The organism is Cupriavidus alkaliphilus (assembly GCF_014191175.1).
Taxonomy (GTDB): Bacteria; Pseudomonadota; Gammaproteobacteria; order Burkholderiales; family Burkholderiaceae; genus Cupriavidus; species Cupriavidus alkaliphilus.
Genome location: NZ_JACHWE010000002.1, coordinates 703842 through 719319 on the forward strand (window position 1 = coordinate 703842; position 15478 = coordinate 719319).

General features: G+C 71.5%; 8 protein-coding genes. 5 read left to right on the top strand and 3 right to left on the bottom strand.

Annotation, left to right across the window (positions count from 1 at the left end):
* Positions 1-42: 42 nt before the first annotated feature.
* The 3 genes from FHX60_RS09660 to FHX60_RS09670 form a co-directional block, all read right to left on the bottom strand.
* Positions 43-660, bottom strand: a complete 618-nt coding sequence (locus FHX60_RS09660; protein WP_183283194.1) for a diguanylate cyclase — start codon at positions 658-660, stop codon at positions 43-45.
* Between the two features lie 27 nt (positions 661-687).
* On the bottom strand, positions 688-1140 hold the full coding sequence (locus tag FHX60_RS09665) for a PA2169 family four-helix-bundle protein (RefSeq protein ID WP_112776564.1): 453 nt from the start codon (positions 1138-1140) through the stop codon (positions 688-690).
* A 108-nt stretch (positions 1141-1248) separates the two neighbouring features.
* Entirely contained in the window at positions 1249-1548 is a 300-nt protein-coding gene (locus FHX60_RS09670; protein WP_244981243.1) for a hypothetical protein, read from the bottom strand.
* 339 nt (positions 1549-1887) lie between these two features.
* On the opposite strand from FHX60_RS09670, the gene FHX60_RS09675 reads away from it, so the two are divergent.
* The 5 genes from FHX60_RS09675 to malQ are packed head-to-tail and all read left to right on the top strand — an operon-like array spanning position 1888 to position 15429.
* Positions 1888-5331, top strand: a complete 3444-nt coding sequence (locus FHX60_RS09675; RefSeq protein ID WP_183283195.1) for an alpha-1,4-glucan--maltose-1-phosphate maltosyltransferase — start codon at positions 1888-1890, stop codon at positions 5329-5331.
* A gap of 21 nt (positions 5332-5352) precedes the next feature.
* The gene (treS, locus tag FHX60_RS09680) at positions 5353-8706 is read left to right on the top strand and encodes a maltose alpha-D-glucosyltransferase (RefSeq protein ID WP_183283196.1); all 3354 of its coding nucleotides are present in this window, start codon (positions 5353-5355) and stop codon (positions 8704-8706) included.
* Complete coding sequence (gene glgB / locus FHX60_RS09685) at positions 8703-10997, top strand: 1,4-alpha-glucan branching protein GlgB (protein WP_183283197.1); 2295 nt, start codon at positions 8703-8705, stop codon at positions 10995-10997. Before treS ends, glgB begins: the two co-directional genes overlap by 4 nt.
* A complete protein-coding gene (gene glgX, locus FHX60_RS09690) occupies positions 10994-13189 on the top strand; it encodes a glycogen debranching protein GlgX (protein WP_183283198.1) in 2196 nt (731 codons plus the stop codon). Before glgB ends, glgX begins: the two co-directional genes overlap by 4 nt.
* Positions 13186-15429, top strand: a complete 2244-nt coding sequence (gene malQ / locus FHX60_RS09695) for a 4-alpha-glucanotransferase (protein ID WP_183283199.1) — start codon at positions 13186-13188, stop codon at positions 15427-15429. The genes glgX and malQ overlap by 4 nt, the downstream gene beginning before the upstream one ends.
* The last annotated feature ends 49 nt before the right edge of the window (positions 15430-15478 follow it).

Here is a 15478-nt window from a genome sequence, read left to right on the forward strand (position 1 = left end):
CCGCGACCGACGGATCATCGCGTTCGCGGGCGTCGCGGCAGCCTAGCCGCCGCCGCGCATGGCCCGCGTCGCCTGCGCCAGCAGGGCCTCGCGTTCACGCCGGCGCCAGCGCACGCAGCGCCATAGCTCCTCCAGATACGGAATACCCGCCAGCAGCACTACCGCCACCAGCAGGCCGGCGAGATACGCCGGCGGCAGCGGCTCGGCCTTCCACCCCAGCGCCATCCGCGCCGGCTCGGTGCCGCGCCCGAACAAGGCGAGAAACTGGTCCCAGTGCAACACCACCACATATGATGCCGCGGCCAGCGGCAGCACCTCCAGCAGGCTGTGCATGTGCTGCTCGACCGGTGCGATATGGCGGCGCTTGCTGGCGTAGTGCACATCCCACCATGCGGTGATCTCGTGGATGACCAGCGCCGCCAGCACCACCGCGATCACCAGCGCGTTGACCTCCAGGAACAGCACCAGCAGCAGCGGCAGGCCCACCTCGGCCAGCATCAGCATGTGCAGCAGCGACTCGGTGACGCCGGCGTTGCGTTCGATCTGCGTGGCCCGGTGGCATAGCCAGTCGCCCACGCCCGCCAGCAGCCACAGCGGCACCAGCCCGTACATCAGCACGAGCCGGGCGGCATGTTCGAAGGCATGGAGGTCGGCCGGCATGGCAGGACTATGTTCCGATGCACGCCGCTACGGCCGCTCTTGCGGCGCGCGGTACTGCTGCCGCAGCACCCGGAACAGTTCGTGGTTCAACTGCACGCCGCGATACTGCCTGCGCACCACGGCGCGCAGGCGCGAGCCCAGCACATGCGTGCGCAGCGCCCGCGCGTAGCGCCGCTGCACGGCGTGCTCGCGCTTGCTGATGGCCTGCACGATGGATCGGTCGGAACTGTGCTTGCCGATGCCCTGGGTCGCCGGGGCCGGGCCAGCGGCCGGTGGCGGCAAGGCCTCCGGCACCTCACCCAGTTCGAGCAGGCAAGCCTGCAGTTCGTGCGCGGCCTGCGCGAACGCATTGGCGCGGCTGGTCAGCACCGACTTGAGATGCGGATTGGCGGCCGCGGTGGCAGCGCGGCGGCAGCCCAGCTCGCCCTCGCGCGAGGCCGCGATCAGCGCGTTGAGCAACAGGATTTTTTTCTTCGCCATGGCACACCTGCCCTGGTCCGCGGGCGGACCGTGAAGTCACCGATCGGAGCCGGCGCCTGCCGGCGGTTGCGCGTTGGCGCCGGACATGCGGCGCATGCCGGACTGGTCTCAGGATAGCGGCTGGCCGGGCCTGGCGCCAGTTGCGGCGAAGGCGTGCCGCGCGGCGGCCCGCCACGCCTTGCGCGCCTCGCGCATGCCGCGCAGGTTCATGACGATCAGCGCCAGTTGCAGCACGATCAGCGCATGGGCGTCGCCGTGCCAGCCCCATGCAATCCAGAGCACGTTGCTGGCCAGGAACACCCAGAAGCCGGCGCGCCGCCGCGCGATCGAGCGCGAGCCGACCAGCCAGGTCGCCAGTACCGTCACTACCATTGCCGGCCATTGCGCCGCCTCCAGCCACTGATCCATGGGTCCCCTTAGATGGCTTGTCAACGTGCCGGCCATGGCACGCATGGGCTCACAGGGGCAAGAACCATACCGGCGAATGCACCGGCCGGCAGCGCGCGCGCGGCCTTGCGCGATATTTCCATCAACGCGGCGGCCACCAGTACTTTTTACAAGCCGTTGCCGAATCGCCACATGCGCCGCGGCGGCGCACGCCCTTGCGGTGCTTCGGCGAACGGGCCCGTCGCCGCGCGCGGGCGCGCTGGCACGCACTTCGCATGGCTGAGCCATCCCGGCGGCTGGCCGCAAGGCGCCGCTCCGGGTTTTTTGTTGCTCCGCCGGAGCGAAACACCGGGAGGACATGTGCGGATCTGCCAGATCGACCTGACCGGAACGCCCGAAGCCGATCAGCATGCGCTGCAGCGCGTGGCGGCACTGGGGTTCGACCACGTATTGATCGGCGGCTGGCCGCACCTGCCTGAGGACGACACGCTCGCGGCGTGCGCCCGGCATGGACTGGCCCCCCTGCTCGATATTTCACTGGACCGCTATATGGCGGATGGCGCCGCCGGGACCGACGACCTGCCCGATGCCGCCTGGATCGACACCGCGGCGCCCGCCTTCGCGCCGCATGAGACTGACAACCACATCCCCGGCACGCGCCTGCGCTGGCATGACCGCCAGATTGCCGAGGCGCTGGTGCAATGGTGGGCGGCGCGGCTGCGCCTGGCGTGGGCCGCCGGCGCCGCCGGCTTCTGCTGCCGCGCGCCGGCCCGCGTGCCCGGTGCGTCCTGGGCCGCCCTGCTGGCAACCTTGCGCGACGATGCGGTGCCGGAAACGGCGCGCGGCACGCCGCGCTTCCTCGCCTGGACCCCGGGGCTGACGCCGGCACAGCTCGACGAACTGGCGCCCGCCGGCTTCGACGGCGCCTTCTGCTCGCTGCCGTGGTGGGACTACCGCAGCGCCTGGCTAACCGAGGAAATGGCGCGGCTGCGCCGCCTCGGCCGGGTGCTCGCGGCGCCGGCGCTGGCGCCGGCGCGCCATGACGCGCTCAGCGCGCGGCGCGCGCTGTGGACCGCCGCGGCGATCGGCGACGGCATCCTGGTGCCGGCGGGTTTCGAGACCGGCGGCGCGCAGGCGCGCGATCCGCTGGCACCAGACGGCCACGCGCACGACGGCGTCCCCTACGACATCACCCATGAAGTGCTCGAGGCCAATACCTGGCTGGCCGCGCGCGACCCCGCGCCGGCGCTGGCGGTGCGCCTGCTGAGCGGCCCCGACGCGCCGCTGACCGTGCTGGCGCGCCTGCCCGCCCCCGACGGCCATGGCAACGGGACCGATGCCGCGCCGCGCCGCGAGGATCCGGCCGTGCCCGATGCCGGCCCCGCGCTGGCGGTGGTGCTCAATCCCGATCCGATGGAGCCGGCCAGCCTCGGCGCCGACCGCGTGCTCAGTGCCATGCCGCATGCCAGCGCCCGCCTGGAGCCGGCCGCGGGCGGCCCGGGCGGCACCCTCGACGGCACCAGCCGGCTCGATGCGCTGTCCAGCATCACGCTGGCGCCGGCCGATATCCGCCTCTATGAAGTGCCGCCGGTGCCGCTGACCCGGCCCGGCATGCCGCGGCCCGACGCGACCGCGCCGCACGGCCACGAAACCCTGGCGGTCACCGGCCTGGGCAGCGTGGTGGCCGCGATGGAGGCGCCGCGCATCGCCATCGAACAGGTCGAGCCCGCCTGCGACGCCGGCCGCTTCGCCGTGCGCCGCGTGGTGGGCGAGCGCGTCGCCGTCAGCGCCGATATCTGGATGGATGGCCACGACAAGCTGGCCGCGGCGGTGCTGTGGCGCGCGCCGGGCGAAAGCGAATGGCGCGAGACGCCGATGCAGCCCGGCATCAACGACCGCTGGGAAGGCAGCTTCCCGCTGGTGGCGCTGGGCCGGCATGAATTCACGGTCGAGGCCTGGCGCGACACCTACGCCAGCTGGCTCGACGAGATCGGCAAGAAGCGCGCGGCGGGACTCAACGTCGCGCTCGAGACCGAGGAAGGCGCGCGGCTGGTGGCCGATGCGCTGCTGCGGCCGGTGGGGAATGGAAAAGCGGGCAACGGCAAGACAGGCAACGGCAGGAAGTCCGGCAGGAAGGACAGCCAGAAGACCGCCATCGACAGCGAACTGTCCGCCATCGTCGATGAGCTGACCGCCGCCGCCGGCGATGACGAACGCCGCCTGCAGCTGCTGCTGTCCGAGCGCACCGCCGCGGCCATGCAGGCCGTGATGCAGACCCCGGCCGGACGCCCGTTCGCGTCGCGCCATCCGGTGGCGATGCCGGTCGAGGCCGACCGGCTGGCCGCGCGCTTCGCCAGCTGGTATGAGCTGTTTCCGCGCTCGCAAAGCAACGACGCGCAGCGCCATGGCACCTTCGACGACGTCATCGCGCGCTTGCCCGCGATCCGCGCGATGGGCTTCGACGTGCTGTACTTCCCGCCGATCCACCCGATCGGCCGCACCCATCGCAAGGGCCGCAACAACAGCCTGCGCGGCGAGCCGGGCGACCCCGGCAGCCCCTATGCCATCGGCAGCGACGAAGGCGGCCATGATGCGCTGCATCCCGAGCTGGGCACGTTCGAGGACTTCAGCCGCCTGATCGACGCCGCCGCGGCCAACGGCCTGGAACTGGCGCTGGACTTCGCGATCCAGTGCTCGCCCGACCATCCGTGGCTGAAGCACCATCCGGAATGGTTCGCGCACCGGCCAGACGGCTCGCTGCGCTACGCCGAGAACCCGCCGAAAAAATACGAGGACATCGTCAACGTCGATTTCTACGCCGCGCCGCCGGCCGGTGCCGCGCTGTGGCAGGCGCTGCGCGACGTGGTGATGTTCTGGGCCGACCACGGCATCCGCATCTTCCGCGTCGACAACCCGCACACCAAGCCGCTGCCGTTCTGGGAATGGATGATCGCCGACGTGCGCGCGCGCCACCCCGACACCATCTTCCTGGCCGAGGCCTTTACCCGGCCCAAGATGATGGCGCGCCTGGCCAAGCTGGGCTTCAGCCAGTCGTACACCTACTTCACCTGGCGCAACGCCAAGTGGGAGCTGACCGAGTACCTGACCGAGCTGACGCAGAGCCCGCTGCGCGATTTCTTCCGGCCGCACTTCTTCGTCAATACCCCCGACATCAACCCCTACTTCCTGCATCACGGCGGCCGCCCCGCCTTCCTGATCCGCGCGGCGCTGGCGACGCTGCTGTCCGGGCTATGGGGCATGTACAGCGGCTTCGAGCTGTGCGAGAGCGCGCCCTTCGTGCTCGACGGCAAGGTGCGCGAGGAGTACCTGGACTCCGAGAAATACCAGCTGCGCGTGCGCGACTGGCAGCAGCCCGGAAATATCGTTGCCGAGATCTCGCGGCTCAACGAGATCCGTGCCGGCCACCCCGCGCTGCAGAACCACCTGGGGCTGCGCTTCTACCAGGCCGGCAGCGACGCGGTGCTATGGTTCGCGCGCTTCGTGCCGGGCACCGATTACCTGTTCGGCGACGACGTGCTGCTGGTGGCGATCAACCTCGATCCGCGCACCGCGCACGATGCCGATATTGAAATCCCGCTGTGGGAATGGGGCCTGCCCGACCAGGCCGGCCTGGCGGTGCAGGACCTGATGCGCGGCCAGCGCTTCGAGCTGCGCGGCAAGCACCAGCGCATCCGGCTCGACCCCGCGCAGCTGCCGTTCGCAGTCTGGCATGTGCAGCCGCTGGAACGTCCCGCCCCCCGCCCACCTGCTGCGCCGGTCTCGACCGACCCGCACGGCGCCTGACAGGCATACGTGGAGACACGGATGAAACGCCTTACCGAAACCGCCAGCGCCGCCCTGCTCAACGCCGATCCGCTCTGGTACAAGGACGCGGTCATCTACCAGCTGCACATCAAGTCCTTCTTCGACGCCAATGGCGATGGCGTGGGCGACTTCGCCGGCCTGCTCGGCAAACTCGACTACCTGGTCAACCTGGGCGTCGACACGGTGTGGCTGCTGCCGTTCTATCCGTCGCCGCGCCGCGACGACGGCTACGACATTGCCGACTACCGCAACGTCCACCCCGACTACGGCACGCTGGCGGACGCGCGGCGCTTTATCGCCGCGGCGCATGCGCGCGGACTGCGCGTGATCACCGAGCTGGTGATCAACCACACCTCGGACCAGCACCCGTGGTTCCAGCGCGCGCGCAAGGCCAAGCCCGGCTCGGCGGCGCGCCGCTACTACGTGTGGTCGGACCATGATCAGGCCTACGCCGGCACGCGCATCATCTTCTGCGATACCGAGAAATCCAACTGGAGCTGGGACCCGGTGGCGGGCGCGTATTTCTGGCACCGCTTCTACTCGCACCAGCCAGACCTGAACTTCGACAACCCGCAGGTGCTCAACGAAGTGCTGTCGGTGATGCGCTTCTGGCTCGACATGGGGGTCGACGGACTGCGCCTGGACGCGGTGCCCTACCTGGTCGAGCGCGAAGGCACCAGCAACGAGAACCTGCCCGAGACCCACGCCGTCATCCGCAGCATCCGTTCCCACCTGGACCAGCATTTCCCCGGCCGCATGCTGCTGGCCGAGGCCAATATGTGGCCGGAGGATGCGCAGCAGTACTTCGGCCTGACCGGGCCTGAGCCGGAAGGCGACGAATGTCACATGGCGTTCCACTTCCCGCTGATGCCGCGCATGTACATGGCGATCGCGCGCGAAGACCGCTTCCCGATCACCGACATCATGCGCCAGACGCCGGAGGTGCCGCCCAACTGCCAGTGGGCGATCTTCCTGCGCAACCATGACGAGCTGACGCTGGAGATGGTGACCAGCAGCGAGCGCGACTACCTGTGGGAGGTCTACGCCACCGACCGGCGCGCGCGCATCAACCTGGGCATCCGCCGCCGCCTGGCGCCGCTGATGGAACGCGACCGCCGCCGCATCGAACTGATGAACAGCCTGCTGTTCTCGATGCCGGGCACGCCGGTGATCTACTACGGCGACGAGATCGGCATGGGCGACAACATCCACCTGGGCGACCGCGACGGCGTGCGCACGCCAATGCAGTGGTCGCCCGACCGCAACGGCGGCTTCTCGCATGCCGATCCCGAGCGCCTGGTGCTGCCCCCGCTGCAGGGCCCGCTGTACGGCTACGAAGCGGTCAATGTCGAAGCCCAGGCGCGCGATCCGCACTCGCTGCTGAACTGGATGCGGCGCATGCTGGCGTTGCGGCGCAAGCACCGCGCCTTCGGGCGGGGCACGCTGCGCTTTCTGTTCCCCGGCAACCGCAAGATCCTGGCATACCTGCGCGAGTTCGAGGGCGAGCACATCCTGTGCGTGGCCAACCTGTCGCGCGCGCCGCAGGCGGTTGAGCTGGACCTGTCCGCCTTCAACGGCCGCGTGCCGGTGGAGATGATGGGCGCGACGCCGTTCCCGGCGATCGGCACCCTGACCTACCTGCTGACGCTGCCCCCCTATGGCTTCTACTGGTTCGTGCTGAGCGACGAGGCGCAGCCGCCGTCGTGGCACGTGGAGGCGCCCGAACAAATGCCAGACCAGATCACCCTTGTGATGCAGAACACCGGCCGGCCCGAACTGACCGAGGCCTCGCGCCGGCTGATGGCCAGCGAGGTGCTGCCGCACTACATCGGCCGGCGCCGCTGGTTCGGCGCCAAGCACGAGCGCATCGAGCGCGTCGCGCTGGCCTACCTGCTGCCGTTTGCGCGCGGCAGCGCCGGCGAAGACATCTACCTGGGCGAGGTCGAGGTGGCACTGCCCGGGCGCACCGAGCGCTACCAGTTGCCGGTGGGCATCCTGTGGGACCGCGAAAGCGCCGACGGGGTCTCGCAGCTGGCGCACGGGCTGTCGATGGCGCGTGTGCGCCAGGGCAGCCGCGTCGGGCTGGCCACCGACGGCTTCGTGGTCGAACCGTTCGCGCGCGAGGTGGTGCGCGCCCTGCGCAACGATGTCCAGGTCCACGCCGGGCACGACATCATCCACTTCCGCGCCGAGCCCGGGCTGGCCGCGCTGGAACTGGAACGCGACCCGATCGAGTACATGTCGGCCGAGCAGTCCAACAGCTCGCTGTCGTACAACAACACCGCCGTGCTCAAGCTGGTGCGCCGGCTCTCGGGCGGCATCCACCCCGAAGCCGAGATGACGCGCTACCTGACCGCGCAGGGCTATGCCCACGCCGCGGCGCTGCTGGGCGAGGTGGTGCGCACCGGGCCGGACGGCGTGCCGCATACCATGATGCTGCTGCAGGGCTATATCCTGAACCAGGGCAACGGCTGGGACTGGACCCTGGACTATCTGGGCCGCGCCATCGACGATGCGCTGCCGTCACAGGACAGCGAGGACGAGTTCGCCGAGGCCATGAACGGCTACGCCGCGCTGGCCGGCACGCTGGGGCGCCGGCTGGCCGAACTGCACGAGGTGCTGGCGCGCCCCAGCGACGACGACGCCTTCACGCCGCTGCCTGCCACCGCGGACGATGCACGCGCCTGGGCCGGGCAGGCGATGGAGGCGCTGCAGCGCGCCCTGGACCGGCTGCAGGCGCGGCCCGCCGCCGAGTCTGCCAGCCCGGCCTTCGAGGCCGATGTGCAAACCCTGATGGCCGCGCGCGACGCGCTGCCCGGGCTGGTCGAGCAGCTTGCCGCCGCTGCGCCGGGCAGCCTGCAGACCCGCATCCACGGCGACTTCCACCTGGGCCAGGTGCTGATCGCGCAGAACGACACCTACCTGGTCGACTTCGAAGGCGAGCCCGGCCTGCCGCTGGACTGGCGCCGGCGCAAGACCTCGCCGCTGCGCGACGTGGCGGGGCTGCTGCGCTCGCTCGACTATGCCGCGGCCACGGTCGGCACCGACCGCCGCGAACGCACCCACAGCGAGCTGCCGCCGCAGCTGGCCGAACGGCGCGCGGTGCTGCTGGAGCGCTTCCGCAGCACCGCCAATGAGGCCTTCCTGAGCTGCTACCGCCAGCACATGGAGGCCGCGCCCGCGCCATGGGCGGCGCCCGACCAGCTGCAGCCGCTGCTCGACCTGTTCCTGCTGGAACGCGCGGCGTATGAAGTCGAGTACGAAGCCGCCAACCGGGTCGCGTGGATCGACCTGCCGGCGAGCGGGCTGGCCCGCCTGCTGCGCAAGCTGGCGCCACTGGGAGACCGGCCATGAGCCCCCCCGCCAGCGCCGGCGGCGACCCGCGCATCGGCAAGCAGGCGGGACTGCTGTCCGGCCATGAACTCGACGCCCTGCTGGGCGGCCGCCATCCCGATCCGTTCGGCGTGCTGGGACCGCATCCGGATGGCGACGCCACGCTGGTGCGCGCCTGCCTGCCCGGGGCAGCGTCGGTGCAGCTGGCCGATGCCGGCGGCGCGCCGCTGGCTGAGATGGAGCGGCTGCATGGCGGCGGCGTGTTCGCCGCCCGCCTGCCGCGCGGCACCGGCACCGGCGCCGCGGCTTACCGCCTGCGCGTGCAATGGTCCGACGGCACCGAGCAGTGCAGCGCCGACCCCTACGCCTTCGGCCTGCTGCTGGGCGAACTGGACCTGCACCTGATCGCCGAGGGCCGGCACTTCGAGCTGAGCGCCTGCCTGGGCGCGCAATGCCAGCGCGTGGACGGCATCGACGGCGTGCGCTTCGCGGTGTGGGCACCGAATGCGCGGCGGGTCTCGGTGATCGCCGACTTCAACGGCTGGCACCCGGCGCGGCATCCGATGCGGCTGCGCCATCCCAGCGGCATCTGGGAGTTGTTCGTCCCCGCCGCGCTGGGGGCGCGGCCGGGCAGCCGCTACAAGTACGACCTGCTCGACCCGCACGGCACCGAACTGCCCGACAAGGCCGACCCGCTGGCGCTGGCCGCCGAGCCGCCGCCCGCCACCGCCTCGGTCGTGACCGGTCCCGGCCAGGGCGCACCCCCGTTCACCTGGCACGATGACGACTGGATGGCCCGCCGCCAGCAGCGCGACCCGTACCGCACGCCGATGTCGGTCTACGAGGTCCACGTGCTGTCGTGGCTGCGCGCGGCCAACGACGCGCAGCACGGCTGGAACCTCCTGGCCGACCGGCTGGTGCCCTACGTGCAGGAACTGGGCTTCACCCATATCGAGCTGCTGCCCATCACCGAGCACCCGTTCGGCGGCTCGTGGGGCTACCAGCCGCTGTCGCTGTATGCCCCCACCGCGCGGCTGGGACCGCCGCAGGCCTTTGCCGCCTTCATCGACCGCTGCCACCAGGCCGGCATCGGCGTGATCCTGGACTGGGTGCCGGCGCACTTCCCCACCGATCCGCACGGGCTGGCACAGTTCGACGGCACCGCGCTGTACGAGCACCAGGATCCGCGCGAAGGCTTCCACCAGGACTGGAACACGCTGATCTACAACCTGGGCCGCAACGAAGTGCGCGGCTTCCTGCTGGCCGGCGCGCTGCACTGGCTCGAGCACTTCCACGCCGACGGCCTGCGCGTCGATGCTGTGGCTTCGATGCTCTACCGCGACTACAGCCGCCAGCCCGGCCAGTGGGTGCCGAACCGCTTCGGCGGCCGCGAGAACCTCGAAGCGGTGGACTTCCTGCGCGAACTCAACGCGGTGGTCCATGAACGCTGCCCGGGCGCGCTGACCATCGCCGAAGAGTCGACCGCGTGGCCCGGCGTGACCGCCAGCGTGGCCAGCGGCGGGCTCGGCTTCGACTTCAAATGGAATATGGGCTGGATGCACGACACCCTGCACTACCTGGCCCATGAGCCGGTCCACCGCGCCTGGCACCACCAGAACATGACCTTCGGCCTGGTCTACGCCTGGTCCGAAGCCTTCGTGCTGCCGCTGTCGCACGACGAGGTGGTGCACGGCAAGGGCTCGATGCTCGGCAAGGCGCCGGGCGACGACTGGCAGCGCTTTGCCGGCCTGCGCGCCTATTACGGCTTCATGTGGGCGCATCCCGGCAAGAAGCTGCTGTTCATGGGCGGCGAGCTGGCGCAGTGGCAGGAATGGAACCACGACGCCGAACTCGACTGGCCGCTGCTGGACCAGCCCATGCACCGCGGCATGCACACGCTGGTGCGCGACCTGAACCGGCTCTACCGCGAGCTGCCCGCGCTGCATGCGCTGGACCACAGCCCCGAAGGCTTCCAGTGGGTGGTCGGCGACGACAACCACAACAGCGTGTTCGCGTGGCTGCGCCGCGCGGGGGCGGACAGCGCCGAGGTGGTGCTGGCGGTGGTCAACATGACGCCGGTGCCGCGCCAGGGCTACCGTGTCGGCGTGCCTTTTGCCGGCGCATGGCGGGAATGCCTGAATACCGATGCCGCCGCCTACGGCGGCAGCAACGTCGGCAACGGCGGCGCCGTGATGGCGGTCGAGGTGCCTTCGCACGGCCAGCCGGCTTCGCTGGCGCTGACGCTGCCGCCGCTGGCCACGCTGGTGCTGCGCTTCGACCAGGGTGACGGCAGCGAAGGCGCCGCGACATGACCCGCCAGTTCGCTGACCGGCTGCTGCCGGGCAAGCCGTTTCCGCTGGGTGCCCACTGGGACGGGCTGGGGGTCAATTTCGCGGTGTTCTCGGCGCACGCCTCGCGCGTCGAGCTGTGCCTGTTCTCCGACAACGGCCGCAAGGAACTGGCCCGGCTGCCGCTGCCGGAATGCACCGACGAGATCTGGCATGGCTACCTGCCCAACGCGGCGCTGGGCACGCTGTATGGCTATCGCGCGCACGGCCCTTACGATCCCGGCCACGGGCACCGCTTCAACCCCCACAAGCTGCTGCTGGACCCGTATGCGCGCCAACTGAGCGGCCCGGTGCGCTGGTCCGACGCGCTGTTCGGCTACCGGCTGCAGAGCGCGCGCGCCGACCTCACGCCGGACCGCCGCGACAGCGCGCCGACCATGCCCAAGGCGGTGGTGGTGGACGAAAGCTTCCACTGGGGCGACGACCGGCCGCCGGCAGTGCCCTGGCCCGCCACCATCCTCTACGAGGCCCACCTGCGCGGCCTGTCGATGCTGCGCGACGACCTGCTGCCCAACCTGCGCGGCACCTTCGCCGCGCTGTGCGATCCGCGCTTTATCGACCACCTGGTGCAGCTGGGGGTGACCACCGTCGAGCTGCTGCCGGTGCACGCCATCCTGCAGGACCGCTTCCTGCTGGAGCGCGGCCTGCGCAACTACTGGGGCTACAACACGCTGTCGTACTTCGCCCCCGAGCCGGCCTACCTCGGCACCGGGCAGCTGCAGGAATGCAAGGTGGCGATGCGGCGCCTGCATGCCGCCGGCATCGAGGTGATCCTGGACGTGGTCTACAACCACACCTGCGAAGGCAACGAGCTGGGACCGACGGTGTCGTGGCGCGGACTCGACAACGCCAGCTATTACCGGCTGGTGCCCGGCGACGAGCGCCACTACATCAACGACACCGGCTGCGGCAACACGCTCAACCTGTCGCATCCGCGCGTGCTGCAGATGGTGATGGATTCGCTGCGCTACTGGGTGGATTGCTACCACGTCGACGGCTTCCGCTTCGACCTGGGCAGCACGCTCGGGCGCGAAGGCAACGGCTTCGACGCCGGCTCGGGGTTCTTCGATGCACTGATGCAGGATCCGGTGCTGAGCCGCGTCAAGCTGATCTCCGAGCCCTGGGACCTGGGCCCGGGCGGCTACCAGCTCGGCAACCATCCGCCCGGCTTTGCCGAGTGGAACGACAAGTTCCGCGACGTCAGCCGCCGCTTCTGGCGCGGCGACGCCGGGCACCGCGGCGAGATGGCGGCGCGGCTGGCGGCCTCGGCCGACCTGTTCGACCGCCGCCACCGGCGCCCGTGGGCCAGCATCAACTTCATCACCGCGCACGATGGCTTCACCCTGGCCGACCTGGTCAGCTACAGCGCCAAGCACAACGAGGCCAATGGCGAAGACAACCGCGACGGCACCGACGACAACGCCAGCGCCAACTGGAGCCCGGACGGCAGTGTCGAAGGGCCCACCGACGACCCCGACATCCTGATGCGCCGCAACCGCGTGGCGCAGGCGCTGATGGCCACGCTGCTGCTCTCGCAGGGTACGCCGATGCTGACCGCCGGCGACGAATGGGGCCGCAGCCAGCACGGCAACAACAACGCCTATTGCCAGGACAACGAGCTCTCGTGGCTGGACTGGAAGCAGGCCCAGGCGCCCGGCGCGCAGCCGCTGCAGCAGATGGTGCGCCGGCTGCTGGCGCTGCGGCGCAAGCTCCATGCGCTGACTGGCGACCGCTTTGCCCACGGGCGCGAAGAACTGGCGCCGGGCATTGCCGACATTGCCTGGTTCGACACCGACGGCAAGCCCCCCACGCCAGAGGAATGGGCCGATCCGGAGATCCGCACGCTGGCACTGCGGCGCGCCGCCGCCCCGCCGCAGCCCGAGCGTCCGCTGCTGGGTTCGCTGGCCGACGCCGCGCCGGACGATGCGCGCGCGGTGCAGGTGACGCTGCTGCTGCTCAACGCCGGCGACAGCGACGCTACCTTCCAGTTGCCCGAGCCCGCGCTGCCGTGGGCCCTGCTGTTCGACAGCAGCCGGCCCGAGACCAGCGACGCCGAGCTGGCTGGCACGCAGGTGCACGAGTCCCAGCCGGTCGCCGCCCACTCGCTGGTGCTGCTGGCAGCGCAGGCCCCCACGCCTCCGGAGGACCACGCGTGAGCCGCGCAGGCGCAACCTCGCCACTGCACGCGCTGGCGCTGCGCGCCGGCCTGCAGCCGCACTGGACCGATGCCTGGGACCAGCCGCGCGAGGTCGGCGAGGCGGCCCTGCGCCGCGTGCTGGAAGGACTGGGCCTGCCCTGCGGCAGTCCCGGCCAGTGCGCCGCCTCGCACGCGTGGCTGGCCGCCGACGACGCGGCCCATGCGCTGCCGCCGCTGCTGACCGCGGAACGCGGCCTGCCGGTCGCGGTACCGTGGCCGCATACCGTGCCGCAGCGCGCCTACCGGGTAACGCTGGAAGACGGCGCGATCATCGCCGGCACCGCGGTGCGCGGCGCGGGTGCCGATGCCGCGCTGATGCAGTTGCCCGCCATCGATGTCTGCGGCTACCACCGGCTGGACCTCGGCAATGCCCATGCCACGCTGGCGGTGGCGCCGCGGCGCTGCTACGGCGTCGCCGACGCGCTGCGGCATGCCGGCCGGGGCAAGGAGGGCGAAGGCGCGCGCACGCCGCCGTGGGGCCTGGCGGTGCAGCTCTACAGCCTGCGGCGCGGCGCGGCCTGCGGCATGGGCGACCTGACCGCGCTGGCCGAAGGCTGCGCCAGCGCCGCGCGCGCCGGCGCGGACGCCATCGCCATCAACCCGCTGCATGCGCCCTTCGCCGCGCTGCCCGAGCGCTACAGCCCGTATGCGCCGTCCAGCCGGCTGTTCCTGAACCCGCTCTATGCCGACCCTGCCACGGTGTTCGGCCAGGCCGCGGTGGATGCCGCAATCGCCGGCCTGGGCGCGGCCGACAGGCTGCAGGCGCTCGACGCCCGCGGCGAGATCGACTGGATCGCGCTGGCGCCGCTGCGCTACGCCATCCTGCGCTGGCTGTGGCAGCGCCGCGAGTCCCTGCTGCCGCGCGCGGCGCTGGACGACTATGCCGCGTTCCGCGCGCGCGGCGGCACGGCGCTGCATGCACACGCGTGCTATGAGGCCATCCAGGCCCGGCGGCTCGGCGACAGCGCCAACGGCAACAACCAGCACGCCGCGCCGGACTGGCGCTGCTGGCCGGTCACGCTGCGCTCGCCGGCCGATGCCGCGGTGGCCGCCTTCGCGCAGGCTCACGCCGACGACGTGGCCTTCCACGCCTTCCTGCAATGGCTGGCCGATGATGGCCTGGCGCGGGCGCAGCGCGCGGCGCGGGACGCCGGCATGGCCATCGGCATCATCCGTGATCTTGCCGTCGGCGCCGACCCCGGCGGCAGCCAGGCCTGGACGCGCCAGCCCGAAACGCTGGCCGGCTTCCATGCCGGCGCGCCGCCGGACCTGTACAACCCGCTCGGGCAGGACTGGGGCGTGGCGGTGTTCTCGCCGCGCGGGCTGCGCCGGCACGGCTACGCGGCGTTCCTGGAGATGCTGCGCGCCAACCTGTCCCACGCCGGCGGACTGCGCATCGACCACGTGCTGGGCCTGGCGCGCATGTGGCTGGTGCCGGCCGGCGCGCCCGCCAGCGACGGCGCTTACCTGCGCTATCCGCTGCAGGACTTGCTGCGGCTGGTGGCGCTCGAGTCGTGGCGGCATCGCGCCATCGTCATCGGCGAGAACCTCGGCACGGTGCCGCCGGAGCTGAATGCGGCACTGTCGGCGCGCGGCGTGCTGGGCATCGACGTACTGTGGTTCCAGCGCGAGGCGCGCGCGCAGCAGGCCCAGGCTGAGGCAACGGAAGATGCCGCCGGCCTGGCCGGCCAGGGAGCCGGGGCAGCGGCCTTCCTGCCACCGCAAGACTGGCCCGCCGATGCCGTCGCCACCACCACCACCCATGACCTGCCCACCGTCGCCGGCTGGTGGGCCGGCCAGGACCTGGCGTGGCGCGACCGCCTGCGGCTGCTGGCGCCCGGCGAAACCCTGGCGCAGGCGCAGGCGGGCCGCGCGCGCGAGCGCGGGGCGCTCTGGCAGGCCTTGTGCGAGGCCGGGCTATGCAGCGGCGCCGTCCCCGCGCCGGAACGCGCGCCGCTGGACGCGGTGCTGGCCTGGCTGGGCACGGCACGCACCGCGATGCGGCTGCTGCCGGTGGAAGACCTGCTGGGCCTGGCCGAGCAGCCCAACCTGCCCGGCACCACCAGCGGCCATCCCAACTGGCAGCGCCGGCTCGATACCGAGGTGCGTGCGTGGTTCGGCACCCCGGCGCTGCGCGCGCGCGCCGACGCATGGCGTGGCATCCGCCCCGGCGCACGCCATCCGCCGACGCAGCCATGAGGGCTGCAGGCCCCACCGCCCGCCCCAATGTGCTGTGTCCGAAACCGCC

Excerpts from the sequence above, each read along its gene's own strand:
- glgB (WP_183283197.1), top strand. The coding sequence starts at position 8,703 with ATGAGCCCCCCCGCCAGCGCCGGCGGCGACCCGCGCATCGGCAAGCAG.
- FHX60_RS09670 (WP_244981243.1), bottom strand. The coding sequence starts at position 1,548 with ATGGATCAGTGGCTGGAGGCGGCGCAATGGCCGGCAATGGTAGTGACG.
- treS (WP_183283196.1), top strand. The coding sequence starts at position 5,353 with ATGAAACGCCTTACCGAAACCGCCAGCGCCGCCCTGCTCAACGCCGAT.
- FHX60_RS09665 (WP_112776564.1), bottom strand. The coding sequence starts at position 1,140 with ATGGCGAAGAAAAAAATCCTGTTGCTCAACGCGCTGATCGCGGCCTCG.
- FHX60_RS09660 (WP_183283194.1), bottom strand. The coding sequence starts at position 660 with ATGCCGGCCGACCTCCATGCCTTCGAACATGCCGCCCGGCTCGTGCTG.
- glgX (WP_183283198.1), top strand. The coding sequence starts at position 10,994 with ATGACCCGCCAGTTCGCTGACCGGCTGCTGCCGGGCAAGCCGTTTCCG.